At 60.9% G+C, this 24,340-nt stretch carries 23 protein-coding genes; 16 read left to right on the forward strand and 7 right to left on the reverse strand.

Features of this window, described 5'->3' with window-relative positions:
- Positions 1–8 precede the first annotated feature (8 nt).
- Genes IB246_RS22375 through IB246_RS22385 form a run of 3 tightly spaced genes read left to right on the forward strand, consistent with a single transcriptional unit; the run spans position 9 to position 5,990 of the window.
- Positions 9–2,528: an efflux RND transporter permease subunit gene (locus tag IB246_RS22375; protein ID WP_008040960.1), complete on the forward strand. Its 2,520-nt coding sequence runs from the start codon at positions 9–11 to the stop codon at positions 2,526–2,528.
- A gap of 7 nt (positions 2,529–2,535) precedes the next feature.
- Positions 2,536–4,314, forward strand: coding sequence for an acyl-CoA dehydrogenase C-terminal domain-containing protein (locus IB246_RS22380; protein WP_008040959.1), 1,779 nt, complete (start codon positions 2,536–2,538; stop codon positions 4,312–4,314).
- Between the two features lie 32 nt (positions 4,315–4,346).
- Positions 4,347–5,990: a fatty acid--CoA ligase gene (locus tag IB246_RS22385; RefSeq protein WP_008040957.1), complete on the forward strand. Its 1,644-nt coding sequence runs from the start codon at positions 4,347–4,349 to the stop codon at positions 5,988–5,990.
- 157 nt (positions 5,991–6,147) lie between these two features.
- On the opposite strand, the gene IB246_RS22390 is transcribed toward IB246_RS22385, so the two are convergent.
- Positions 6,148–6,357 carry a hypothetical protein gene (locus IB246_RS22390; RefSeq protein WP_008032820.1) on the reverse strand — a complete coding sequence of 70 codons (210 nt, stop codon included), beginning with the start codon at positions 6,355–6,357 and terminating at the stop codon, positions 6,148–6,150.
- A gap of 233 nt (positions 6,358–6,590) precedes the next feature.
- Here IB246_RS22390 and IB246_RS22395 point away from each other — a divergent pair, with 233 nt between their 5' ends.
- The gene (locus IB246_RS22395; protein ID WP_008032821.1) at positions 6,591–6,785 is read left to right on the forward strand and encodes a hypothetical protein; all 195 of its coding nucleotides are present in this window, start codon (positions 6,591–6,593) and stop codon (positions 6,783–6,785) included.
- 800 nt (positions 6,786–7,585) lie between these two features.
- Complete coding sequence (locus IB246_RS22400; RefSeq protein ID WP_008032823.1) at positions 7,586–7,801, forward strand: TOBE domain-containing protein; 216 nt, start codon at positions 7,586–7,588, stop codon at positions 7,799–7,801.
- A gap of 8 nt (positions 7,802–7,809) precedes the next feature.
- Here the strand turns inward: IB246_RS22400 and IB246_RS22405 are convergent, their stop codons facing one another.
- Positions 7,810–8,679, reverse strand: coding sequence for a LysR substrate-binding domain-containing protein (locus IB246_RS22405; RefSeq protein WP_008032824.1), 870 nt, complete (start codon positions 8,677–8,679; stop codon positions 7,810–7,812).
- 254 nt (positions 8,680–8,933) lie between these two features.
- Here IB246_RS22405 and IB246_RS22410 point away from each other — a divergent pair, with 254 nt between their 5' ends.
- From IB246_RS22410 to IB246_RS22460, 11 genes are all read left to right on the forward strand, one after another.
- Positions 8,934–9,776 carry a transporter substrate-binding domain-containing protein gene (locus IB246_RS22410; RefSeq protein ID WP_008041181.1) on the forward strand — a complete coding sequence of 281 codons (843 nt, stop codon included), beginning with the start codon at positions 8,934–8,936 and terminating at the stop codon, positions 9,774–9,776.
- 61 nt (positions 9,777–9,837) lie between these two features.
- Positions 9,838–10,689: a transporter substrate-binding domain-containing protein gene (locus IB246_RS22415; protein WP_008041180.1), complete on the forward strand. Its 852-nt coding sequence runs from the start codon at positions 9,838–9,840 to the stop codon at positions 10,687–10,689.
- Entirely contained in the window at positions 10,686–12,104 is a 1,419-nt protein-coding gene (locus IB246_RS22420; RefSeq protein ID WP_008041179.1) for an FAD-binding oxidoreductase, read from the forward strand. Before IB246_RS22415 ends, IB246_RS22420 begins: the two co-directional genes overlap by 4 nt.
- Complete coding sequence (locus IB246_RS22425) at positions 12,101–13,312, forward strand: aminotransferase class I/II-fold pyridoxal phosphate-dependent enzyme (RefSeq protein ID WP_008041178.1); 1,212 nt, start codon at positions 12,101–12,103, stop codon at positions 13,310–13,312. The genes IB246_RS22420 and IB246_RS22425 overlap by 4 nt, the downstream gene beginning before the upstream one ends.
- Entirely contained in the window at positions 13,309–14,043 is a 735-nt protein-coding gene (locus IB246_RS22430) for an amino acid ABC transporter permease (protein ID WP_008032829.1), read from the forward strand. Before IB246_RS22425 ends, IB246_RS22430 begins: the two co-directional genes overlap by 4 nt.
- A complete protein-coding gene (locus IB246_RS22435) occupies positions 14,033–14,821 on the forward strand; it encodes an amino acid ABC transporter permease (RefSeq protein ID WP_008041177.1) in 789 nt (262 codons plus the stop codon). Before IB246_RS22430 ends, IB246_RS22435 begins: the two co-directional genes overlap by 11 nt.
- Positions 14,808–15,644 (forward strand): amino acid ABC transporter ATP-binding protein, encoded by an 837-nt coding sequence (locus tag IB246_RS22440; protein WP_008041176.1) that lies wholly within the window; start codon positions 14,808–14,810, stop codon positions 15,642–15,644. The genes IB246_RS22435 and IB246_RS22440 overlap by 14 nt, the downstream gene beginning before the upstream one ends.
- Before the next feature lie 17 nt (positions 15,645–15,661).
- Positions 15,662–16,258 carry a hypothetical protein gene (locus IB246_RS22445; RefSeq protein ID WP_008032837.1) on the forward strand — a complete coding sequence of 199 codons (597 nt, stop codon included), beginning with the start codon at positions 15,662–15,664 and terminating at the stop codon, positions 16,256–16,258.
- Positions 16,255–16,911: a glutathione binding-like protein gene (locus tag IB246_RS22450; RefSeq protein ID WP_008041175.1), complete on the forward strand. Its 657-nt coding sequence runs from the start codon at positions 16,255–16,257 to the stop codon at positions 16,909–16,911. The genes IB246_RS22445 and IB246_RS22450 overlap by 4 nt, the downstream gene beginning before the upstream one ends.
- Before the next feature lie 23 nt (positions 16,912–16,934).
- A complete protein-coding gene (metC, locus tag IB246_RS22455) occupies positions 16,935–19,685 on the forward strand; it encodes a cystathionine beta-lyase (protein WP_008041174.1) in 2,751 nt (916 codons plus the stop codon).
- Between the two features lie 66 nt (positions 19,686–19,751).
- Positions 19,752–20,978, forward strand: coding sequence for an RtcB family protein (locus IB246_RS22460; protein ID WP_008041173.1), 1,227 nt, complete (start codon positions 19,752–19,754; stop codon positions 20,976–20,978).
- Positions 20,979–20,987: 9 nt separating this feature from the next.
- Here the strand turns inward: IB246_RS22460 and IB246_RS22465 are convergent, their stop codons facing one another.
- From IB246_RS22465 to IB246_RS22485, 5 genes are all read right to left on the reverse strand, one after another.
- On the reverse strand, positions 20,988–21,416 hold the full coding sequence (locus IB246_RS22465; protein WP_008041172.1) for a hypothetical protein: 429 nt from the start codon (positions 21,414–21,416) through the stop codon (positions 20,988–20,990).
- A gap of 119 nt (positions 21,417–21,535) precedes the next feature.
- Positions 21,536–21,949, reverse strand: a complete 414-nt coding sequence (locus tag IB246_RS22470; RefSeq protein WP_008041171.1) for a VOC family protein — start codon at positions 21,947–21,949, stop codon at positions 21,536–21,538.
- 188 nt (positions 21,950–22,137) lie between these two features.
- Positions 22,138–22,809: a hypothetical protein gene (locus tag IB246_RS22475; protein WP_008041170.1), complete on the reverse strand. Its 672-nt coding sequence runs from the start codon at positions 22,807–22,809 to the stop codon at positions 22,138–22,140.
- A 38-nt stretch (positions 22,810–22,847) separates the two neighbouring features.
- Positions 22,848–23,450, reverse strand: a complete 603-nt coding sequence (locus IB246_RS22480; RefSeq protein ID WP_008041168.1) for a TetR/AcrR family transcriptional regulator — start codon at positions 23,448–23,450, stop codon at positions 22,848–22,850.
- Positions 23,437–24,288, reverse strand: coding sequence for a 3-hydroxybutyryl-CoA dehydrogenase (locus IB246_RS22485; RefSeq protein WP_008032849.1), 852 nt, complete (start codon positions 24,286–24,288; stop codon positions 23,437–23,439). The genes IB246_RS22480 and IB246_RS22485 overlap by 14 nt, the downstream gene beginning before the upstream one ends.
- Positions 24,289–24,340: the final 52 nt, after the last annotated feature.

Genomic DNA, 24,340 nt, shown 5'->3' on the forward strand with positions numbered 1-24,340 from the left:
ACCCAGACATGGGCAATATCAAACAAGACGCCATGCCGGTAATCCGCGACCTGCGGGATTTCGATCAGCACTCCGGCAACCTCCTCGAACGGTGGGTGTTCAACTATCGGCCGCTGTTCATGCTGCTGATGGCAATGGCCACCGTGGTGCTGGGTTTCATGGCCGTGACACGCCTGGAGCTGCGCCCAAGCTTCGAAAAAATGATTCCGCAGAGCCAGCCGTACATCCAGAATTTCCTGGAGAACCGCCAGTCGCTGCGTGGCCTGGGCAACTCGGTGCGCGTGGTGGTCGAGAACACCCAGGGCGATATTTTCGACCCCGCTTACCTCGACGTACTCAAGCAGGTCAACGACCAGCTGTTCCTCACCGAAGGCGTCGACCGCGCGTGGATGAAATCCCTGTGGAGCCCGGCGGTGCGCTGGACCGAAGTCACCGAGGATGGTTTCCAGGGTGGCCCGGTGATGCCCGATACCTATTCCGGTCAGCCTGAACAAATCGAGCAACTACGCCAGAACATCTCCCGCGCCGGTCTGGTCGGCAGCCTGGTGGCCAGTGACTTCAAGTCGAGCATGCTGATCGTGCCGCTGCTGGACAAAGCCGCTGCCGGTGGTCAGCCCATCAACTATCACGCGTTCTCGCAGATGCTCGAAGAGCAGTTGCGCGACAAGATCGAATTCGCCGGCGACAGCGCGGCGCGCAAATCCGGGGAAGAGGGCAAGGGCCAATACAAGGTTCGGGTAATCGGCTTCGCCAAACTGATGGGCGACCTGATCGATGGCCTGATTCAGGTGATGATGTTTTTCGGCCTGGCGGTCATCACTTCGCTGGCGATCATCTATGCCTACACCCGTTGCGTGCGCAGCACGTTGCTGGTGGTCGGCTGCTCGCTGATTGCGGTGGTCTGGCAGCTGGGTATCGTCGCCTGGCTCGGTTATGCCATCGACCCGTACTCGGTGCTGGTGCCGTTTTTGATCTTCGCCATTGGTGTGTCCCACGCCGCACAGAAGATGAACGGCATCATGCAGGACATCGCCCGGGGCACTCACAAACTGATTGCCGCGCGCTATACCTTCCGCCGCTTGTTCATTGCCGGCGTCACCGCGTTGCTGGCCGACGCCGTGGGTTTTGCAGTGCTGATGCTGATCGACATTCCGGTGATCCAGGACCTGGCGATCACCGCCAGCATCGGCGTCGCGGTGCTGATCTTCACCTCGCTGTTGCTGATGCCGGTGGCGCTGTCCTATGTCGGTGTTGGCGCCAAGGCTGCCGAACGCGCGCTGAAAATCGACACCCGCGCCGAACACCACAAGGGCTTCGGCAAACTCTGGGACCTGCTCGACCGCTTCACCACCGCCAAGTGGGCGACCGGCGCAGTATTGGTCGCCGTGTTGATGGGCATCGGCGGCTTCATGGTCAGCCTCAACCTGAAGATCGGCGATCTCGAAAGCGGTGCGCCGGAGCTGCGTGCCGACTCGCGCTACAACCGCGACAACGCCTACATCACCCAGCATTACGCGCTGTCCAGCGACCTGTTTGCGGTGATGATCAAGACTGCGCCGGAAGGCTGCCTGAACTACAAGACGTTGGTTCTTGCCGATCGTTTGGCCTGGGAGCTGCAACAGTATCCAGGCGTGCAGGCGACGACCTCGCTGGTCAACGCCGTGCGGCAGATCACTGCCGGCACCTATGAAGGCAACCCCAAGCTCAACAGCATCCAGCGTAACCAGGACGTGCTCAACTACGCCGCGCAGCAGGCTTCGGTCAACTCGCCTGAGCTGTTCAACAACAACTGCTCGCTGATGCCGGTGATCACGTTCCTCAAGGATCACAAGGCTGAAACGCTGGATGCGGTGGTGGCGATTGCCGACAAGTTCGCCAAGGAAAACAGCACCGAAGATCGTCAGTTTCTGTTGGCGGCCGGCAGCGCGGGCATCGAAGCAGCGACCAACATCGTCGTGCGCGAAGCCAATCGCACCATGTTGCTTTACGTCTACGCGGCAGTGACGCTGTTTTGCCTGATCACCTTCCGCAGCTGGCGCGCCACGCTGGTGGCGTTGTTGCCGCTGGTACTGACCTCGATCCTCTGCGAAGCGCTGATGGTCGCCATGGGGATCGGCGTAAAGGTTGCGACCTTGCCGGTGATCGCCCTCGGCGTGGGCATCGGTGTTGACTACGCCTTGTACCTGCTCAGCGTGCAACTGCACTTCCAGCGCCAGGGTTTGCCGCTGTCCCAGGCCTACCGCAACGCGGTGTCCTTCACCGGCCGGGTGGTCGGGCTGGTGGGCATCACCCTGGCGGCTGGCGTGGTGTGTTGGGTCTGGTCGCCGATCAAGTTCCAGGCCGACATGGGCATCCTGCTGACCTTCATGTTCCTGTGGAACATGCTGGGTGCGCTGGTGCTGATTCCTGCCCTGTCTTATTTCCTGTTGCGCGAACGGGCGCTGGCGCCCGGCCCTGTTGCGCAAGCCGACAACACCGAAATCTCTCAACGTCCGGGCATGCCTCATGCCCTGACCACTTCCGAGTAAGCCAACGATGTCTGATTACAAAGCTCCTTTGCGTGACATGCACTTCGTACTCAACGAGGTTTTCCAGGTGTCCCGGTTGTGGGCCAAATTGCCTGGCCTGGCCGAGGTGATCGATGAAGAAACGGCCGCCGCGATCCTCGAAGAAGCCGGCAAGATCAGCGCCGAAGTGATTGCACCGCTGAACCGCAGCAGCGATGAACAAGGCTGCACCTGGAGCAATGGCTCGGTGACGGCACCGGATGGTTTTGCCGCCGCCTACAAGGCTTTTGCCGAAGGTGGCTGGGTGGGCGTAGGTGGCGATCCGCGGTTCGGTGGCATGGGCATGCCCAAAGCCATTTCGGCCCAGGTCGAAGAGATGGTCAATTCGGCCAGCCTGTCCTTCGGCCTGTACCCGATGCTGACGGCCGGCGCGTGCCTGTCGATCAATGCTCACGCCAGCGAAGCACTGAAAGCCACCTACTTGCCGAACTTGTACGACGGCACCTGGACCGGCTCGATGTGCCTGACCGAAGCGCATGCCGGCACAGACCTGGGCCTGATTCGCACCCGTGCCGAACCTCAGGCCGACGGCAGTTTCAAGATCAGCGGCAGCAAGATATTCATCACCGGCGGTGAGCACGACCTGACCGAAAACATCATTCACCTGGTACTGGCGCGCTTGCCGGATGCACCGGCGGGACCGAAAGGCATTTCGCTGTTCCTGGTGCCCAAGGTGCTGGTCAATGCCGATGGCTCGCTGGGCGAGCGCAACTCGCTGTCCTGCGGTTCCATCGAGCACAAGATGGGCATCAAGGCCTCCGCCACGTGCGTGATGAATTTTGACGGTGCCACCGGCTGGATCGTCGACGCGCCGAACAAAGGGTTGGCGGCGATGTTCACCATGATGAATTACGAACGTCTGGGCGTGGGTATTCAGGGCCTGGCGCAAGGCGAACGCTCGTACCAGAACGCCGTCGAATACGCCCGTGACCGCCTGCAAAGCCGTTCGCCGAGGGGCGCGCAGAACAAGGACAAAGCCGCCGATCCGATCATCGTTCACCCGGATGTACGACGGATGCTGTTGACCATGAAGGCCTTGAACGAAGGCGGGCGGGCGTTTTCCAGCTACGTGGCCCTGCAGCTGGATACCGCCAAGTACAGCGAAGACGAGTCAATCAGCAGTCGCGCCCAGGAACTGGTGTCGCTTCTGACCCCTGTGGCCAAGGCGTTCCTCACCGACATGGGGCTGGAAACCACCGTGCATGGCCAGCAGATCTTCGGCGGCCATGGCTATATCCGCGAATGGGGCCAGGAGCAATTGGTTCGCGATGTGCGCATCACCCAGATCTACGAAGGCACCAACGGTATCCAGTCACTGGACCTGGCCGGGCGCAAAATCGTCGGCAGCGGCGGGGCGCTCTACCGGCTGTTCGCTTCGGAGATCCGCAACTTTACCGCCAATGCCTGCGCTGACCTCGGCGAGTTCACCAGACCGTTGAACGCCGCCGTCGACACCCTCGACGAACTGACCGCATGGTTGCTGGACCGAGCCCAGAACAACCCGAATGAAATCGGCGCGGCTTCGGTCGAATACCTGCACGTGTTCGGCTACACCGCGTACGCCTACATGTGGGCGCGAATGGCCAAAGCGGCCATGAGCACGCATTCCAAGGACGCGTTCTATGTCAGCAAACTGGCCACTGCACGCTTCTACTTCGCCCGTCTGCTGCCACGTATCCACTCGTTGAGCGCGTCGGCCAAGGCTGGCAGCGAATGCCTCTATAAATTGGATGCAGAGCAGTTCTGAGCTCACGTAAAAAAGGACCGGGAACCACAACCATGATGGCGACAAAAATAATTCCGCCCGCCGACGGCGCCTACGCCTATCCCTTGCTGATCAAGCAATTGTTGTTGTCCGGCGTGCGCTACGAGCCGGGCCGGGAAATCGTGTATGCCGACAAGCTGCGCTACAGCTACCAGACGCTCAACCAGCGGATACGCAAGCTGGCCAACGCCTTGACCGCTGCCGGCGTCAAGGCCGGGGACACGGTGGCCCTGCTTGACTGGGATAGCCATCGCTACCTGGAATGTTTCTTTGCCGTGCCGATGATCGGCGCGGTGCTGCACACCGTGAACATTCGTCTTTCGCCGGATCAGGTGCTCTTCACCATGAACCATGCCGAGGACGACCTGGTGCTCGTGCATGACGATTTCCTGCCTCTGGTTGAACAGATTCAGGGGCAACTCAACACCGTCAAAGGTTACTTGCAGCTTACGGACGACACAGCCACTCCCACGTCGCTGCCGGTGCTGGGGGAATATGAAAACCTGTTGGCCGGGGCCGCAGACCAGTACGACTTTCCCGATTTCGATGAAAACTCGGTGGCGACCCTTTTCTACACCACGGGCACTACCGGCGACCCTAAAGGCGTGTATTTCACCCACCGCCAATTGGTCTTGCACACCTTGAATGCCGTGGGCACTTTGGGCGTCTACCAGGGGTTGCCGCTGCTGCGCTCCGACGATGTCTACATGCCGATCACACCGATGTTTCACGTGCATGCCTGGGGTGTGCCCTATGTCGCCACCCTGATGGGCATCAAGCAGGTGTACCCCGGCCGCTACGAGCCCAACAGCCTGGTCAGGCTGTATCGAGAGGAGAAGGTTACGTTCTCCCACTGTGTGCCGACCATTTTGCAAATGATCCTGAACTGCGAGGAAGCGCAACGGACTCGTTTTGATGGCTGGAAAATGCTTCTGGGCGGCAGCGCGCTGACCTTGGGCATCGCCAGTGAAGCGAGTGCCAAAGGTATTCAGGTACACAGCGGTTATGGCATGTCGGAAACCTGCCCGTTGCTGTGCCTGACTTACCTGCGCGACGAAGACCTCGCACAATCCACGCAAGCCCAACTGGCGACCCGCATCAAGACTGGCACAACCGTGCCGATGGTCGACCTGAAAATCATCGATGCCAATGGCAATGACGTTGCCCATGACGGAGAGTCCCTGGGCGAGATCGTGGTGCGCGCGCCTTGGTTGACCCAAGGCTATTTGAAGGAGCCCGAAAAGGGGGCAGAGCTTTGGCACAACGGCTGGCTGCACACCGGCGACATGGCCTCCATTGACCCTTTGGGAGGGGTGGAAATCAAAGATCGAATCAAGGATGTCATCAAGACGGGCGGGGAGTGGATCAGCTCCCTGGAACTGGAAAGCCTGATCAGCGAACACCCGGCCGTCATGTCGGTCGCAGTCGTGGGCATTGCGGACGAGCAATGGGGCGAACGGCCGATGGCGCTGGTGGTGTGCGAGCCTGGGCAATACCTCGACCGCAAGATGCTGGAGGTGCACCTGCAAGGGTTTGTCGAGTGTGGCCGTATCAATAAATGGGCGATCCCCAAGCGGTTCAGGTTCGTCGCCGAGATCCCTAAAACCAGCGTCGGGAAGATTAACAAGAAGCTCATCCGGGAAAGCGAATCGAGCTGAAAGGCGCGGCGGATGCCACGTCAACCCTGACCACTGATCGCGAGGTCCGCTGTTTCATATCCGTCAAAGGGGATCATGCATCCAGATGCTTGATCCCTTTTTTCGTTTCAGGTCTGCGTAAACATCGCGGCGATGTCGTTGAGTCTGTCGAAATAACTCAGGGCAAGTAGCCAGCAGCCTGGACGAGGTGGTTGTCCTGCCCGGCAACGATGAGGTGCATTGGCACATGGGGTTGCTCATCAACAACGGAAGTGACCTCAAACCCACCCACTACCAGCGGCTGTCGCTCACACATTTCGGTCGACTCTCCCGCCAGTTTTTTCGCCATTTTCGCGTGGTTCGCTGCGATTTCGTTGAGAGTTGACACGTTACATCTCCGGGTAAAAGACCCAGCGCATGGCTGGCGTCCAAAATATTGATTTGATGGTTGTCGCGTCAGAATTACGTCGTTTCCGGGCGATTACGACCGGCGATTGCAATCCCTGCGCCAGAGGCTGTGGCAATTCTTTGTCGCGTCTACATTAGCGACGAATGGTGACATTTGGATGTGCTTGAATCGGGCGTAAACTGGCAGTGCTACTTCATCAGGAGGAGCCGGAGATGATTGCCGACCGAATGACCGCACAGACGTCCGCGGACAAAGCTGTCTGGGATCAATATTTTTGCGCTGCGCTGATTGCGGAAAGCAATCTGACGGCGCCGGTTGTAGGAGGGGCCACTCATGAGGACAGGCAGAATCTGTTGATTGAAAGAGCCAAGGCGCTCGCCGACAAAATGATGGATACGCGCCAGTGAATGGAAACACATGCATGTTCAACACCTCGGCCCAACCTTTTCAGGTTGGGCTTTTTCATGCCTGTCTCAACCCGACGTAAACCCAGTCCCGAACACCCCCGCGATGTTGTAGGAGCCCCCCCCAATCCCGAATCCCCCCGCGATGTTGTAGGAGCCAGGCTTGCCGGCGAAGGCGTCCGCCAGATCGCCATCGCCAGCAAGCCGGCTCCTACAGGTTTGGCGAGAACCGCCAATCCCGAATCCCCTCGCGATGTTGTAGGAGCCAGGCTTGCCGGCGAAGGCGTCCGCCAGATCGCCATCGCCAGCAAGCCGGGCTCCTACAGGTTTGGCGTGAACCCCCAATCCCGAACACACCCCCGATCCGTAGGAGCCGGCTTGCTGGCGATAGCGCCCGCAAGACCGCCATCGCCAGCAAGCCGGCTCCTACAGGTTTTTAGCGTGAACCCCAATCCCGAATCCTCCCCTGCGATGTTGTAGGAGCCAGGCTTGCCGGCGATGGCGTCCGTGAGATCGCCATCGCCAGCAAGCCGGCTCCTACAGGTTTAGCGTGAACCCCCAATCCCGAATCCTCCCCCGATCCGTAGGAGCCGTCTTGCCGGCGATGGCGTCCGTGAGATCGCCATCGCCAGCAAGCTGGCTCCTACAGGGTTGGCGTGCGCTGCAAATACGGGCGAGGTCTTATATTTCCAAAAGATATAAATAGATAATTATATATTCCTTTTAATGTCGTTCCGGGAGGTGCACTTTGGGCGCCTGCACATCCGTTCGGATGCGTTCGACATCACACAGGAAGCCGCATCATGACCATCAAAGCGATCAACGTTCGCAACCAGTTCAAGGGCGTCATCAAGGAAATCGTCGAAGGCGAAGTGGTCTCGGAAATCGATGTGCAAACCGCATCCGGGATCGTCACTTCGGTGATCACCACCCGCTCGGTGCGCGACCTCGAATTGAGGGTGGGCAGCGAAGTCATCGCCTTCGTCAAATCCACCGAGGTTTCGATTGCCAAGCTCTGAATCGACGTTCAAGAAAACGACAGGCCCTGGCTCGCGCGGATCAGGTCATAGGCCTTGCGCGCGATCAGGTTGGCGGTGTTTGGCCGGATCCACAGGTAGTAAGTGACGTCCGGCAGTCGCGGCAATCCATCATTTTCACCCAGCACACGCATGTCCGGGCCGAGCATTTCCATGCTTCGGGGGGTGACCCCCAGTCCCGCGCGCGTCGCCGCTTTAATGCCGATCAGGTTCGACGCCAGGTACGCCTGGCGCCAGGGAATGTTCGCGCGTTCCAGCGCTTCCAGCGCATAGCGCCGATAGATGCTCGGCTCATCCACGAGAATCAGCGGCAAGGGTTCGCCGGGGTTGTGCAGGTATTGCGCCGAGCAAATCCACCACACCGGCGAGGTGCGCAAGGCAAAGCCTTCGAGGTTCGGGTCTTCGCGAGTGGAAATCACCATGTCGACCTTGCCCCGGTGCAGGTCTTCCATCAGGAACGGGCTGCGACCGACGTCGATTTCCAGGCGCAAGCGCGGCGCCGAGCGAGCGATGTGGCTGAGGATCGGCGGCAGGATCGTGTCGGCGATGTCATGGGGCGAGCCGATGCGCAACACGCCGCTCAAGCTGCTTTCACGCAGGGAACTCAAGGCTTCGTCGTTGAGCGAGAGCATCTGCCGTGCGTGACGCAGCAACTGCAGCCCGGCTTCCGTCAGTTGTTTTTGCCGTCCGCGTTTCTCGAACAGATTCACCCCGACCTGTTGCTCCAGGCGTTGCATGTGTTGGGTGACCGACGATTGCGTGCGGTCCAGTTGCGCGCCGGCCTCGGCAAAACTGTGGTGATCCACCACAGCGATGAAAGTGCGCAGCAATTCGAGATCAAGCGTGGGCAGGGTCGACATGGGCGTTTCCAGGGCTGTTTTTACATCACGAGTTTAAACATAAGCATTAAGAATCGTTATGTGTTTTTTCTGAGTTCTTCAGTGTGAATGGGGTTTTAAGCAGCAAATACAGGGGTTATGGCCGTTCTGCCTTTCAGCGCTAAACACCAAGTTATAACGATATTAGATATTTGAATTTCCGTTACACCAACGCTGTACCTAGGATCCCCCACATCAGGTCGGGGGACGCCGATCATCCATGAGGGGGAAAAACCATGTTGTTCGAGCGCACACCTGTAAAACGAATATTGCCTGTGATGTTGGGCGCCCTGGTCTCACTGGCCGCCAGCACGGCTGCCCAGGCTGACGCGACGCTGGACAAGATCGAGCAGCGTCATGCGCTGGCGGTCGGCGTGCTGTTGTCGGGCGGCCCGTTTGGCGGGATTGATCCGGCTACCCAGAAGCCGCGCGGCTTGAACGTCGAACTCGCTCAGGAACTGGGTCGCCAGTTGGGCGCTGAAGTGGAACTGGTGCCTGTCTTGCCGGCCAACCGCGTGCAGTTTCTGCAGCAGGGCAAAGTCGATTTGCTGATCGCCAACATGGAATGGACGGCGGAACGCGGCGAGATTCTCGGTTTTGTGCCGACGCCGTTTTACCGAGTCGGGGGCACCGCTGCGGTGCTCAAGGACAGCAAGATCAGCCGTTGGGAAGACCTCAAGGGGCAGCCGGTCTGCACTTCGCAAGGCAGCAGCTACGTCAAGCCGCTCACCGAGTTGGGCGTCGAGATCAAAGCCTTCAAGAGTTCGTCGGAATCCTTGCTGGCGTTGCGCGGCAATAACTGCGTCGCCGCCGTGCACGACGCCACGCTGGTCAATCCATTGATCGCCGACAGTGCCGAATGGAAAGACTACCGAGCGATCTCCCCGGAACTGAACCCGGCGCCTTCGGTGATCTGGACCCGTCGTGGTGAAAGCGACACCCAGGCCAGGCTCGACCCGATCGTCAAGGAACTGCACCGCAGCGGCTGGCTGATCGAGGCGCAGACCCGCAACCACATCACGCCCGCGTCACCGGCGCTGGTCGAGTTGCAAAAGAAGTTTCAGGCCAACGGCGCCTGATTCAACTCATCGTCTTCACTACGCCGGCGCATTGCGCGACGGCTGTTCAAGGTAGTCGCGCATGAATCGCTATTTTTCCGTAAAAAACCTGTCCTCGCTGTGCCTGGCCGGCGCTGTCGTGTTGGGCGCGAGCCTGGCTCAAGCCGATGCCACGCTGGACAAGATCGAGCAGCGCCACGCCATCAGTGTCGGGGTGATTCTCAGCGGGCCGCCGTTTGGCACCATCGACCCGAAGACCGGCGAGCACTTGGGCTACAACGTCGAACTGGCCAAGGGCGTTGCCAAGGCCTTGGGTGTCGAAGCCAACACTGTTTCGGTCCTGGCGCCGAACCGCGTGCAGTTTTTGCAGCAGGGCAAGGTCGACATCCTGATCGCCAACATGCAGTTCACCGACGAGCGCGCCGAGATCCTCGATTACGTGCCCACGCCTTATGAAGAGGTGGGCGGCGCGGCGTTGATTCGCAAAGGCTCGGGCATTACCCAATGGGCCGACCTCAAGGGCAAGCCGGTGTGCGTGTCCCAGGGCAGCAACTTCATCAAGCCGTTGCAGGAAACCTACGGCGCCGAGATCAAGGCGTTCCGCAGCCAGTCCGAGTCTTTGTTGTCGCTGCGCGGCAATGGCTGCGTGGCGGCGGTGCATGTCAGCCCGACCATGCATGCGTTGTTGAGCGATGCCGAGTGGGCCGGTTATGAAATCCCGCTGCCGGGTGATTTGATCCCCTCCAACTCGGTGATCTGGTTGCGCAAAGGCGAGCACGATACCCAGGCGAAACTCGATGCCATCGTGCGCGACTGGCACCGCAGCGGCTGGCTGATCGAACTGGGCGAACGCACCGGCATGGCGCCGTCTCAGGCCCTGCGTGACTTGCACGAAAAATATCGCAACGCCGCGCCGCTGGCGGTGCTTCCGTGAGTCTGTTCGTAGACTTGCAGCAACTGCTCGGCGCCAGCCATGTGCAGAGCAGCGAAGAGGCCGCGCCGTACCTGACCGATAAACAGGGCCGTTACGTCGGCCAGGTCATTGCCGCCGTGCACCCGGCCAATACCGAAGAGGTCGCGGCAGTGGTCCGCGCCTGCGTGGCCGCCGATACACCCGTGGTGGTGCAGGGCGGCAACACTGGCCTGATGGGCGGCGCCACCCCGGACGCCAGCGGCCATGCGGTGTTGCTGTTGCTGGATCGCCTGAATCGGGTGCGCGTCGTGGACACCGACAACGACACGCTGACCGTCGAAGCCGGCTGCATTCTGCAAAACGTGCAGGACGTCGCCCGTGAGGCCGGTCGCCTGTTTCCTCTGAGCCTGGGCGCCGAAGGCAGTTGCACGATTGGCGGCAACCTCGGCACCAACGCCGGCGGCACCGCCGTGTTGCGCTACGGCAATACCCGCGAGCTGACGCTGGGGCTGGAAGTGGTGACCGCCGAGGGTGAAATCTGGAATGGCTTGCGCGGTCTGCGTAAGGACAACACCGGTTATGACCTGCGCGATCTGTACATCGGCAGTGAAGGCACCCTCGGCATTATCACCGCCGCCACGCTGAAATTGTTCCCGCTGCCCAAGGCACAAGCCACGGCGTTGCTGGCCTTCGACTCGCTGGCGCAGGCGGTGCAATTCCTGTCCCATGCCCGCGCCGGGTTTGGCGCCAGCCTCACCGCTTTTGAACTGCTCAGTGCCGATTGCCTGGCGTTGCTGCGCGAGCAATTTCCCGAGGGGCCGCAACCTTTTATCGGTGTCAGCCAACCCTGGTTCGCGTTGCTGGAACTCTCGGATAACCACAGCGAAACTCACGCCCGCGAAGCCTTTGAAGTGGTGCTCGGCGATGCGTTCGAAAAAGACTTGCTGGCCAATGCGCTGATCGCCGAAAGCCTCGCACAAAGTGAAGCGCTGTGGCTGTTGCGCGAAAACATGAGCGAGGCGCAGAAACGTGCCGGCCGCAACATGAAGCACGACATCTCGGTGCCGATTTCCCAGGTTGTGGCGTTCGTCAGCCACGCCGATGCGCTGTTGCAGGCGCACTTTCCCGGTGTGCGGCATTTCACCTTCGGCCATCTGGGCGACGGCAACCTGCATTACAACGTTGCTCATCCGCTGGATTCGACGGTGGATGCGCACATGGCGAACTACGCGGCGCTCAGCCTGCTGGTTCACGACAGCGCCCATGCCCACGGCGGCTCGATCAGCGCCGAACACGGCATCGGCCAACGCAAGCTGGGCCTGCTGGATCGCTACAAAAGCCCGGTGGAGCTGGATCTGATGCGGCGCATCAAGCAAGCGCTGGACCCGAAAAACCTGCTCAATCCGGGCAAGGTCGTGGAGGTTGCCCAGCCATGACACTAAGACTTTCCAGGCGTGTGCAGCGTGTGTCCTTGTCGGCCAACGCCGCCGCCAAATCCCGCGCTACCGAATTGCGCGAAGCCGGTCGCGACATTCTCGACCTGACCACCGGCGAGCCGGATTTCGACACGCCTGAACACATCAAGCAGGCGGCATATGCCGCCATCGCCGCCGGTGCCACCAAGTACACGCCGACGCCGGGCGTGAAGGCTTTGCGACTTGCCGTGCAGCGCAAGCTCCAGCGCGAAAACGCACTGGAGTATTCGCTGCCCTCCATCGTGATTGCCAACGGTGCCAAGCAAATCATCTTCAACGCCTTTGCCGCGACCCTCGACGAAGGCGATGAAGTGCTGGTGCCCACGCCGTACTGGCCGTCGTTTCCGGACAGCGTGCGTTTCAACGGTGGCGAGCCGGTGTTTATCGAATGCGGTCTGGAGCAGGGCTGCAAGCTGACAGCCGCGCAACTGGAGCAACACATCGGCGAGCGCACGCGCTGGTTGATCCTCAACGGCCCCGGCAATCCCAGCGGCGCGGTTTACAGCGCAGCCGAGTTGCAGGCGCTCGCCGAGGTGCTGCGCCGTCATCCGCAGGTGTTGATCCTGCTGGATGAACTCTATGAGCACATCCGTTTCGACGGTCAGCCGCCGCAGAGCCTGCTCAATGTCGCGCCGGATCTGCAAGCGCGCTGCCTGTTGGTCGGCGGTGTGTCCAAGACTTACGCAATGACCGGCTGGCGCATCGGTTTCGGTGCCGGGCCACAGCTGTTGACGGGCGCCATGGCGGTCGTGCAGTCGCAATCGACTTCCGGGGCTTCCTCGGTGGGGCAAGCGGCCGCATTGGCAGCCTTTGGCGGAGGGCTGGATTTCCTGCCTGAGCACGTTGCGGCTTATCAACTGAGAAGGGATGTGTTGGTGAGCACGTTGCGCGACGTAGACGGTCTCGAAGTGCTTGAGCCTCAGGGCGGTTTCTTCGTGTTTGTGCGCTGCGCCGGTTTGCTGGGCCGTTATCGTCCTGACGGCGTGCGCCTGAACAGCGACGCCGACGTCGTCGCCTATTTGCTGGAGGAAGGGGTGGCTGGCGTAGCGGGCAGTGCCTATGGCCTGTCGCCGTGGTTCCGCCTGTCCATCGCCACCGCGACCGACAGCGTGGCTGAAGCCGGACGCCGCATTGCCCGGGCCTGCGCGCAACTGCGGGGTACGGCATGAGTCACTGGCTGGAGCTTTTCGTCCACTGGAGCGCCGGGTTCGGTCTGAACTACAGCTTTCTGCTGGACGCCTACCAACGCGGCACCCTGGTGCAGGGCGCGCTGACCACGGTGTTGTTGTGCCTGTTCACCATCGTCGGCAGTTTGCTCGCCGGCGTGGGATTGGCGGCGATGCTGACGTCGGGCAAGCCGTGGCTGGCGAAACCGGCGCGGGTGTTCGTCGAAGTCACCCGCAACACGCCGACGCTGGTGCAACTGTATTGCGCCTTCCTGGTGCTGAACATGTTGCTGACCCAGGCCGTCGGCGCGGCGAACCCGCTGACGCCGTTCGCCTGGGTGGTGATCGTGATCTCGCTGCACAAGGGCGCATTCCATGCCGAGGCCTTGCGCGCCGGCATCGAGGCGGTGCCGGGCGTGACGCTGGAAGCGGCCAGTTCCCTGGCGTTCAACGCTCGGCAGTTGTTGTGGAACGTGCAACTGCCGCTGGCCTTGCGCTTCGCCTTGCCATCGTTGATCAACAACCTGATCGACCTGGTGAAGATGACCGCCGTCGCCTCGGCGATTGCCGTGGGCGATATCACCTACGCGTCGATCATGATCTGGACCCAGAGCGATAACGTGCTGGAACTGATGATCCTGATTCTGAGCTTTTTCGGTCTGCTGAGTTTTATCGTCAATTGTGTGGGGCGCTACCTGGAAGCGCGCCTGAGGATGCCCGGCTATGGCCATTGAATCGTCCGTCACCGCGCCGGTGACCTGGCCACGGCGGCACGTCGGCAAATTGTTGCTGCTGATCTGCGTTGTGCTCGGGTTGCTGTGGTTGGCCCCGCAAAGCCCGGTGCTCAAGGCGCTGCTGCAATGGTCGCCAGCCCTCGCCGTGGGCTTCGGGCAAAACATCCTGATCAGTCTGGTCGCCATCGCGCTGGGGTCGGTGCTGGGGTTGCTGGTGGGCGCACTGGCGTTGTCGCCGCTGCGTCTGCTGCGTTTCCCGGCACGGATCTGGGTGCAGATTTTCCGCAATGCGCCGTGGCTGGTGTTGATCTATTTCACCACCTATGTGTTCCCGTTCGAGATCAAGATCGGCAGCACCTACGTCTCGTTCCCCGACTGGGTCAAGGTGACCATTGGCCTGGCCTTGCCGGCAAGTGCCAATGTCGCGGAAATCTTCCGTGGCGCCATCGCTTCGATTCCGAGTACGCAGTGGGAAGCGGCCCGTTCGCTGGCGTTCACACGTGGGCAGATTTTTCGCTCGATCATCCTGCCGCAGTGCTTCAAACGCATGTTGCCGCCGTGGATGAACCTCTACGCGGTGATCACCATGGGCACGGCGCTGGCCTCGCTGGTGGGTGTGCATGACGTGATCGACACCGCCCAGATCGCCAGCAACACCGTGAACATGACCGGCTTCACCGTGGTGATCTACCTGAGCCTGCTGGTGCTGTTCTTCGCTTATTGCTACCCGATTTCCCGTCTCACCCAACGCCTGGAGCGACGTTATGCCTTCTACTGAAACCGTCGCCGAGCCTCTGGTCAGCCTGCGCGATTTGCACCTGTCGTTCGCCAGCAACCCGGTGCTCAAAGGCATCGACCTCGACGTTCATCGTGGGCAGGCGGTGTCGATCATCGGCCCGTCCGGTTCCGGTAAATCAACCATCCTGCGCTGCATCACCGGGTTGTTGCAGCCGCAACGCGGCAGCATCCGCGTCGGCACCACCGAGGTGCACACGCTGGCGCAGGAAGCCCAGCGCATCGAGTTGCGCAAGCGCGTGGGGTTTGTCTTTCAGCAGTACAACCTGTTCCCGCATTTGTCGGTGCTGGAGAACCTGGTGATTGCGCCGCGCAAGGTGTTGGGGCGCAGCCGCATCGAGGCCGAAAAAGAAGCGCGTGCCTTGCTGGCGAAAGTGCGCATGGAGCACAAGGCCGATGCCTATCCGGGGCAACTGTCCGGCGGCCAGCAACAACGTGTGGCGATTGCCCGGGCGCTGGCGATGCGCCCGGAATTGATCCTGTTCGATGAAGTGACCTCGGCCCTTGACCCGGAAACCGTCGGTGAAGTGCTGACGGTGATTCGCGAGCTGACCGAAGAGGGCATGACCTGCGTGCTGGTCACCCATGAAATGCGCTTCGCTGAAGAGATCAGCGACATCGTCTACTTCACCGAAAACGGCGTGATCGTCGAGCACGGCAGCGCCGCACAGATTTTCCAGCACCCGAGCAGCGAGCGCACCCAGGAATTCCTGCGCCATGCCTTGGGTGATCCGGGACGCCGTCCCGCCGTTGCCAACGATCCGTATCTGCTGACCAACCTGGGTCGCTACAGCCTGTCCGTCTAATACCGAGGAGCCTGTCCATGAGTACCGAAAACCGTGCCGCCGTCATCGAGGATTTCCTGAAGAAAATCCGCGTCATCAACCAACGTGGCGTCGACCGCGCCGCGCTGGTGGAGATCGTCTCCCTGCTGGAAGCCCTGGCCGAGCGCCGCGATCTGTTCAATTTCGACGCGTTTCCCGCGCCAGTGCCGGGGCAGGGCAGCACCGCGTTTCGCTACCGTCTGAATGACGACGGCGACACGCCGACGCTGTACCTGAACTCGTTGTTGCCGGGCAAAAGCACGCTCCCGCACAACCATGAAACCTGGGCGATCATTAGCGCCGTCGAAGGCCAGGAGATCAACTACGTCTATGGTCGCGATGACGAAGGCCGCGAGCCAGGTTTCACCACCCTGCACCTGCAAAAGGAAGTGATCGTGCAACCCGGCACGTCGATTTCGTTTCTCGGTGAAGACCTGCACGGCATTCGCGTTGAAGGCGAGAGTGCGACCTTGCATTTCCATCTCTACGGCTTGCCGCTGGAATCCCTCAACGGTCGTTATGGCGTCGAAGCGGACGGGCGCATTCTCAATTACAACGCCTCGCAAATGGCGCCGTCGATCAAGGCCTACGCATGATCGATTTGTACTACTGGCCGACCGGCAACGGTTTGAAGATCGGCATCCTGCTTGAAGAACTCGGACTGGATTACCGAGTGGTGCCGATCAACATCCGCGAGGGCGAGCAGAAGCAGGCGGCGTTCCAGCGGATCAGCGCCAATGGGCGGATCCCGGCGATTGTCGACCATGCACCCGAGGGTTTGAGCGAGCCGCTGAACCTGTTCGAATCCGGCGCCATTCTCAATTACCTGGCCGACAAGGCCGGGCGTTTTCTGCCCGCTGCCGGCAGCGTCGAGCGGCAGAAAGTCCAGGAATGGCTGTTCTGGCAGGTGGGGCATATCACGCCGTACCTGAGTCAGTTGCAGGTGTTCAAGGAGAAGGCGCCGCAACCGATTCCGTTCGCTCTCGACCTGCTCAATGCCGAAGCGACGCGGCTGTATCGGGTGCTGGAAACGCGTCTGGCTGACGTGCCGTATGTGGCGGGCGAGTACTCCATTGCCGACATGGCGATTTTCCCGTGGATCCAGCCGCAACGTCAGGGCCAGGACCTGGCGGACTTCCCGCACATCCACGCCTGGCGCGAACGCCTCAAGGCACGGCCGGCGATTCAGCGTGCGTATGCGAAGGGCCGCGACGTGGCGGCCAATGAGCGCTCTCTGGCGCTTCAATAATTTCTTTTTCAAGCGGGACTTCCATGAGCCAGACCGTAACCCCAGGGCAATTGCAGCAGTGGCTGTTCGACGGGCAGGAAATTGCCCTGTTTGATGTGCGCGAACACGGCCAGTATGGCGAGGCCCATCTGTTTTTCGGGGTCAATCTGCCCTACAGCCGACTGGAGCTGGAGGCTCGGCGGCTGGCGCCGAACCCTCAGGTGCGGCTGGTGGTCTATGACCAGAATGGCGGCGATGTCGCTACGCGTTCTGCCCAGCGTCTTCAGGCGTTGGGGTATGAGCGCGTGCACGTTCTCGAGGGTGGTGCCGATGGCTGGCAGGCTGCCGGTTATCAGCTGTTTGCCGGCGTGCATGTGCCGTCCAAGGCGTTCGGCGAATTGGTGGAAGAGGCCAGCCACACGCCGCATGTCACCGCGCAGCAGTTGGCCGAATGGCAAGGCCGTGGCGAGCCGCTGGTGGTGCTGGACGGCCGGCCGTTCGATGAATACCGCAAGATGACCATTCCCGGTTCCGTGTGCTGCCCGAACGGTGAGCTGGGCTATCGCATCCACGATCTGGTGCCGGATGACACCACGCCAATCGTGGTCAATTGCGCCGGCCGGACCCGCAGCATTATCGGCGCGCAAACGCTGATCAACCTGGGCTTGAAGAATCCGGTCTACGCGTTGGAGAACGGTACTCAGGGCTGGTACCTCGAAGATTTTCAGCTGGAGCACGGCAGCAGCCGTCGTTATGCCGATGCCGTGTCTGTTGCGCCCTTGGCCGCACAGCGTGTGGCCGCTGCCGGACTGGCGGAGCGGTCTGGGGTGAAAACCGTTGTGGCCCAGCAAGTCGCGCAGTGGGCCGAAGAGGTCGGGCGCAGTCTGTTTCTGTGCGACGTGCGCACTGCCGAGGAGTTTGCCGCTGGCAGTCTGCCCGGTTCACAACACACGCCGGGCGGGCAGTTGATTCAATCCACCGACCTGTATGTCGGCGTGCGTCAGGCACGGTTGGTGCTGATTGATAGCGATGGCGTGCGTGCGCCAATTGTCGCGAGCTGGCTGCGGCAGTTGGGACATGAGGCGTATGTGCTTGAGGGGGGCGTGAGCAGCGATCTGGCGTTGCCCGAGGCCGAAGTTGCCGCCCATGAGGCGTTGCCATCGATCTCGGTGCAGGCACTGTCCGACGCGTTGAAGGACGACACCGTCGCGCTAATCGATTTGCGCCCGAGTATGACCTTTCGCAAGGGCCATATTGCCGGCTCTCGCTGGTCGATCCGTTCGCTGCTCGCGACGCACGTAGCCGGTGAGAACCGGCCATTGGTCTTGGTGGCCGATGATCCATTGCTGGCCGCATTCGCGGCGCAGGAATTGCCGGAAACCCAGCGCGCACAACTGCGACTGCTGGACGGCGGGCTCGCTGCCTGGCGTGCGGCGGATTTCGCGGTGCAAGAAAGTCCGGACACACCGGCCAATGAACAATGCATCGATTTCCTGTTCTTCACCCATGATCGGCACTCCGGCAACAAGGACGCGGCGCGGCAGTACCTGGCCTGGGAAATCGGCTTGCTGGCGCAGATGAGCGACGAGGAAATCGCCAGTCTCAAACCGCTGCAACCTCAAGCCACCGAGGACGCGCGGGTACGCACACGCCTGGTCCATTCGGCGCGTACGGAGCAGGGCAGTGGCGGTCGTTCGGTCAACGTGCCGGTCACCCGTCTGAGCACGGTACTGTTCGACAACCTCGCGCAAATGCGTGACGCCCGTGCCCGCCGTGACACCGAGCGGGTGTTGAGTTACGGCGCGCGCGGCAATCCAACCGCGTTCGCCCTCGAAGACCTGGTCACCGAACTGGAAGGCGGTTATCGCACCCGTCTGTTCGGCACCGGGCTGGCGGCGGTCGCGCAGACGTTTCTGGCCTACCTGCGCCCCGGCGATCATGTGCTGATCACCGATGCGGTGTACGCACCGGTGCGGCGTCTGGCCCGGGAATTTCTTGAACCGTTCGGCATCCAGGTCAGCTACTTCGTCCCCGACGGCAGCGATTTGCAGGCGCAACTGCAAGCCAACACCAAAATGGTCTACACCGAAGTCCCGGGCTCCTTGCTGTACGAACTCTGCGACTTGCCGGCCATCGCCGCCCTGTGCAAACCGCGAGGCATTCTGCTGGCCGTCGACAACACCTGGGGCTCGGGTTACCTGTACCGACCGCTGACCCTCGGCGCGGACATCTCGATCATGGCGCTGACCAAGTACCTGTGCGGTCACAGCGATGTGGTCATGGGCAGCGTCTGCACTCGCGAAGAAGTCTGGCAACCGCTGGCAACCATGAGCGACACCTTTGGCGTCACCGTCAGCCCGGATGACGCTTATCTGGTATTGCGCGGCGCACGAACCCTGGCACCGAGACTGGAGGTGCATGAGCGCCAGGCGCTGGAAATCGCCCATTGGCTGCAAGCGCAACCGCAGGTGAAACGGGTGTTCCATCCAGCCTTGCCCGACCACCCTGGCCACACCTTGTGGCAACGGGACTTCAAGGGCAGCAACGGCTTGCTGTCCTTTGAGCTGAACGAGGCGGACGCCGCTTATGTCGAGCGCTTCATCGATGCGTTACAGATGTTCGGATTGGGCGCGTCCTGGGGCGGTTTCGAAAGTCTGATCACCGTGGCCGACACCCAGGATCGCCAGAGTGCGGCGGACCGTTCATTGAATCCGGTGCTGCGCTTGCACATCGGGCTGGAGGATGTCGAGGCGTTGATTGAGGATCTGCAACGTGGTTTCGCTGCGATATCATGAAGACTCAACGCACGGCTGAGTCTTCAGCACAGCGCCGGATCATCGGCCACCGGAAAGAACCGAATCATGCAAGACCGTACCTATCAACTGCTGGAAGTCGCCAACGGCAAACCGATCAAGCTCTGGACCGAAGGCGTTCCGGTAGAAAACGAAGCCAGGCAGCAATTGATCAACACCGCGAAGATGCCGTTCATCTTCAAGCACTTGGCGGTGATGCCCGACGTGCACCTGGGCAAGGGCTCGACCATCGGCAGTGTGATTCCTACCGTGGGCGCGATCATCCCGGCCGCCGTCGGGGTGGATATTGGCTGCGGCATGATCGCCGCGCGCACGTCGCTGACCGCCGCTGATTTGCCGGACAACCTGCATGGCTTGCGTTGTGCGATCGAAAAAGCGGTGCCCCATGGGCGCACCGTTGGTCGAGGCGTGCGGGACAAAGGTGCCTGGGACAGCGTTCCGAAACAGGCCGATCATGCCTGGGCTGCCTTGAACCAACGGTTCAAGGCGATCACCGATAAATACCCGAAACTCGCCAGCACCAACAATCGAGGGCACTTGGGCACGTTGGGCAGCGGCAACCATTTCATTGAGGTGTGCCTGGATGAGGCCAATCGGGTCTGGTTCATGCTGCACAGCGGCTCACGCGGGGTTGGCAACGCCATTGGCTGCTTGTTCATTCAACTGGCCCAGGCCGACATGCGCCAGCACATCGCCAATTTGCCGGACCGTGACCTGGCTTACTTCGAAGAAGGCAGCCGGCATTTTGATGATTACGTTGAAGCCGTCGGTTGGGCCCAGGATTTCGCCAGGCAGAACCGTGCGTTGATGATGCAATCGGTGATTCAGGCGGCACGGAAAGTGATCGGCAAGCCGTTCGACGTCGCCCTGGAGGCGGTGAACTGCCACCACAACTACGTGCAGAAAGAGCGGCATTTTGGTCAGGAAATCCTGGTCACCCGCAAAGGCGCGGTGTCGGCGCAGAAGGGGGAGCTGGGGATCATTCCGGGATCGATGGGCGCGAAAAGCTTCATCGTTCGCGGGCTCGGCAACGAGCAATCGTTCTGCTCCTGTAGCCACGGCGCTGGCCGCACCATGAGCCGTACCAAAGCGAAAAGCCTGTTCACCGTCGAAGATCAGATCCGCGCCACCGCCCACGTCGAGTGCCGCAAGGATGCGGCGGTGATCGATGAGATACCGATGGCCTACAAAGACATCGACCGCGTGATGCACGCCCAACGCGAGCTGGTGGAAGTGCTGCATACATTGCGTCAGGTGGTGTGCGTGAAGGGTTAGGCGCGGCCGCTACCGGTACTTGATCACGATCCCTTTGAGTTTGCGTCCCTCAATGGTTCTTACATCACGAGCCCACAGCGGCCCGTTGACATAAGCGCCCATCGGTTGGATATGGTCGTAGACCACCACCACGGCATCGCCACCGAGTTTGGCTGACTCGTCCCGAAGTTTTCCTTCTACCTGGGTGATCGGGGGGGCGGGATCAACGCTGGCATCGATCAGCACTTCACCCAATCGAATGTGCGGGCGAAGGGGTTCGGTACGCAACACCACGACTTCACTGGCCAGCGTCGGCGCGGGATGCTCGACACCCACATAAGCAGTGGTCTGGGCATCGACCGTGGCGCAACCACTCAAACCCAGCAGGGTTCCGGCGAGCGCTGTCGCCAGCAGCGATATTTTCAAACGGGTGGACCAGGGCGCGTCATGGGCAGGCATGGTGGGTTTCCTCCGACGGTTCTGCTGCGAGGCGGGGTGGCCTGTTGACGGTAGCAGACGGTCCGGGAGTGTCCAGAACGCCCAGCCTTTTCAGGTTGGGCGTTTGCTTGCCGGTAAAGTCACTGATCCTTTTCGCAATTGACCATCCACGACACACCAAACCGGTCGACCAGCATCCCGAAACGTGCGGCCCAGAAGGTCGCTTCCAGGGGCATTTGCACGCTGCCGTCTTCCGCCAATGCGTTGAAGACCCGTTTCGCCTCGGCAATGCTGTCGACGTTCAGCGAGACCGAACAACCGGCCATGTCATCCGTGGGGCGATCAGGTGTGGTGTCCGACCCCATGATCGCCTGATCGCCCACCGACAGGCGGGTATGAATGATCAGGTTGTGCAGGTCCGGCGCAAAGTGCTCGCGCGCCGGGCTTTCACCGAAGGTCATCATGACGTCGAGCTGGCCTTGAAGGGCCTGGGCATAGAAAGTGAACGCGGCTTTGCAGTCGCCGTTGAAGATGAGGTAGGGATTGATTTTCATTGTTTGCTCCCGTTGCCAACAGACGGAGGTGGGTTTTCCTGTAGGAGCGAGTCTGCTCGCGATGGTCTCCAGAACTCCGCGTTTATCCAGACCGCACGCTCCTACAACGGCATTAGCAAAGCCTTAGAGGTGGGGATTGGCAAAAATCGTTTAGATGTTTTTTCTATTGAAACGGTGCGGGTTATCGCTCAATCCACGACCACCGGGACATCGTCTTCGCCCAGGCAGACCGTCAACTGTTGACCGGCCTTGTTGAAGGCGCAGTTCGGTAACGACTGTTGCTTGAAAATGGCCATGGGCACGCCGACAAACAAGATGAGCAGCGTGGTCGCCACGGCCATTCGCCCTGACATTGCCGAGCGTGATGGCGATGTTTTTGAGGCGCGGCTTTTGATTCTCGAGCGGGCATACAGGCCGCTGCATAGGAGCACTGCGCCGATCAGCATGGCCACGCCGATCTCCTGTCGGCTGGTACTCAAAATCATTTGGTCGGCGTTTGCCGGATAGTTCAGTTGCCACCAGGCGCCAATGCCCACGGGCAAAAGCCCGGCGCTGATCCAGCCGTAGATTGATCCGGGCAAACGACACACAACGGCAAGCAACAGGCCGACGCTGGCAGCGCCCCAGCCCATCAGATAAAGCTGGGTTGCCATGCCTCCCCCCATAAAAGTGCCGCCGACATCGATGGGCGTTATCAGCAACCAGTCAAAGGCGGCGATGTGCAGCGTCAGTACGAAGACGGCGATAGCGCTCAGGGGGTAGTAGAGCCATGACCAGAGGGTGCGGGGGCGGGATAACACACGAATTCCTTTTTGTGTTTGAGGGCGCGCCATTATGCGGCGTGGGTTTACGCTTTGCATCGGTGGCTCGCTCGATCCACTGAAACCGGTCTGGTTTCTCAGGCCGCTGCACGTGGTGCCGAGGGTCGCAGCAAACGCTCAATGGCCCCAGCCACGAGGTTTTCCAGCAGTTCATTACGCTCAGGCTCATCCAGCAGATGGTGCGCCAGCCAGCAGGGCGCGCTGTTCAGCAGATTGGCGATGGCATGTCCGGCGGCCTGTTGCGCCTGTTCACTGAGACGGGGTTTGGTCCCGAGCATCAGCAGCAATGTGCGTTCGTACTGTTCGCGCAACTGCCGAACGCGCGCCTGCTGTTCGTCATTCAGGCAGCCGCTGTCGCGTTCCACCAGACGAAAATGCCAGGGCATTTCCTGATGCAGATTCAAATGCGCGCGGATCAGGCTGTTGAGCCTGTCGCGCTTGGCCGGAGACTTTTGCTCGATGCGCCCCAGGGTTGCCAACAGCTCTTCGTAGAACTCCTCGATCAGGTCGAGCAGCAAGTGCTGTTTGCTGGGGTAATGGTGATACAACGAACCCGGGGAAAGCCCCAGGCACGTCGCGAGCTCACGCATGCCGACCTGACCGAAACCTTTGCTGGCAAACAGCTCCAGCACCTTGTCGCGGTACTCGGCGAAACGTGAGCAACGCTCAGGCATAGGCATGGAAGCCACGCCCCGTCTTGCGTCCCAGATAACCGGCGGCAACCATTTCCTTGAGCAGTGGCGCGGGGCGGTATTTGCTGTCGTTGAAGCCGTCGTAGAAGGCTTCAAGAATCGCCAGCACGGTGTCCAGGCCAATCAGGTCGGCCAGTGCCAGCGGGCCGATGGGCTGGTTGCAACCCAGGCGCATCCCGGCGTCGATGTCTTCGGCGCTGGCCAGGCCTTCCTGAAACACCAGGATCGCTTCGTTGATCATCGGTACCAGAATCCGGTTGACCACAAAGCCCGGACGGTTACCGGCGGTGATCGCGGTTTTGCCCAGGGTGGTTGCCATGTCCAGCGCCAGGGCGTGGGTTGCGTCGCTGGTTTGCAGGCCGCGAATCACTTCGATCAGGCCCATCACCGGCACCGGATTGAAGAAGTGCAGGCCGATGAAGCGCTCGGGCTGGCTGACGCTGGCGGCAAGTTGGGTAATCGACAGCGACGACGTATTGGAGGCGATCACACATTCGGCGCTGACCTGCGCGGCGATTTGTTGCAGCACGCGCAGTTTCAGGTCGAGGTTTTCGGTGGCGGCTTCGATCACCAGTTGCACGTTGTGCAAGCTGCTGTAGTCGGTGCTGGTGCGGATCTTGTCGAGGGCGGCGAGCTTTTGAGCTTCTGTCAGCGTGTCCTTGGCAACTTGCCGATCGAGGTTTTTGCCGACGGTCGCAACAGCCTTTTGCAGGGCGCTCTCGGAGATATCGATCAAGGTCACGTTGAACCCTGCCTGGGCGCAGACTTGTGCAATGCCGTTGCCCATGGTGCCTGCGCCGATCACGCCAATGTTTTGCAGATTCATGTACCCGTCCTTCCGGTCAAACCCCGCGATACCTTGGCCGCCACAGCGGCCG

The organism is Pseudomonas sp. PDM01 (assembly GCF_014852325.1).
Taxonomy (GTDB): domain Bacteria; phylum Pseudomonadota; class Gammaproteobacteria; order Pseudomonadales; family Pseudomonadaceae; genus Aquipseudomonas; species Aquipseudomonas migulae.

Coding starts and splice junctions, on each gene's coding strand:
- IB246_RS22450 (WP_008041175.1), top strand. CDS start 16,255: ATGATCGATTTGTACTACTGGCCGACCGGCAACGGTTTGAAGATCGGC.
- metC (WP_008041174.1), top strand. CDS start 16,935: ATGAGCCAGACCGTAACCCCAGGGCAATTGCAGCAGTGGCTGTTCGAC.
- IB246_RS22435 (WP_008041177.1), top strand. CDS start 14,033: ATGGCCATTGAATCGTCCGTCACCGCGCCGGTGACCTGGCCACGGCGG.
- IB246_RS22465 (WP_008041172.1), bottom strand. CDS start 21,416: ATGCCTGCCCATGACGCGCCCTGGTCCACCCGTTTGAAAATATCGCTG.
- IB246_RS22410 (WP_008041181.1), top strand. CDS start 8,934: ATGTTGTTCGAGCGCACACCTGTAAAACGAATATTGCCTGTGATGTTG.
- IB246_RS22460 (WP_008041173.1), top strand. CDS start 19,752: ATGCAAGACCGTACCTATCAACTGCTGGAAGTCGCCAACGGCAAACCG.
- IB246_RS22400 (WP_008032823.1), top strand. CDS start 7,586: ATGACCATCAAAGCGATCAACGTTCGCAACCAGTTCAAGGGCGTCATC.
- IB246_RS22415 (WP_008041180.1), top strand. CDS start 9,838: ATGAATCGCTATTTTTCCGTAAAAAACCTGTCCTCGCTGTGCCTGGCC.
- IB246_RS22475 (WP_008041170.1), bottom strand. CDS start 22,809: ATGCAAAGCGTAAACCCACGCCGCATAATGGCGCGCCCTCAAACACAA.
- IB246_RS22470 (WP_008041171.1), bottom strand. CDS start 21,949: ATGAAAATCAATCCCTACCTCATCTTCAACGGCGACTGCAAAGCCGCG.
- IB246_RS22480 (WP_008041168.1), bottom strand. CDS start 23,450: ATGCCTATGCCTGAGCGTTGCTCACGTTTCGCCGAGTACCGCGACAAG.
- IB246_RS22445 (WP_008032837.1), top strand. CDS start 15,662: ATGAGTACCGAAAACCGTGCCGCCGTCATCGAGGATTTCCTGAAGAAA.
- IB246_RS22375 (WP_008040960.1), top strand. CDS start 9: ATGGGCAATATCAAACAAGACGCCATGCCGGTAATCCGCGACCTGCGG.
- IB246_RS22485 (WP_008032849.1), bottom strand. CDS start 24,288: ATGAATCTGCAAAACATTGGCGTGATCGGCGCAGGCACCATGGGCAAC.
- IB246_RS22430 (WP_008032829.1), top strand. CDS start 13,309: ATGAGTCACTGGCTGGAGCTTTTCGTCCACTGGAGCGCCGGGTTCGGT.
- IB246_RS22395 (WP_008032821.1), top strand. CDS start 6,591: ATGATTGCCGACCGAATGACCGCACAGACGTCCGCGGACAAAGCTGTC.
- IB246_RS22425 (WP_008041178.1), top strand. CDS start 12,101: ATGACACTAAGACTTTCCAGGCGTGTGCAGCGTGTGTCCTTGTCGGCC.
- IB246_RS22405 (WP_008032824.1), bottom strand. CDS start 8,679: ATGTCGACCCTGCCCACGCTTGATCTCGAATTGCTGCGCACTTTCATC.
- IB246_RS22380 (WP_008040959.1), top strand. CDS start 2,536: ATGTCTGATTACAAAGCTCCTTTGCGTGACATGCACTTCGTACTCAAC.
- IB246_RS22440 (WP_008041176.1), top strand. CDS start 14,808: ATGCCTTCTACTGAAACCGTCGCCGAGCCTCTGGTCAGCCTGCGCGAT.
- IB246_RS22385 (WP_008040957.1), top strand. CDS start 4,347: ATGATGGCGACAAAAATAATTCCGCCCGCCGACGGCGCCTACGCCTAT.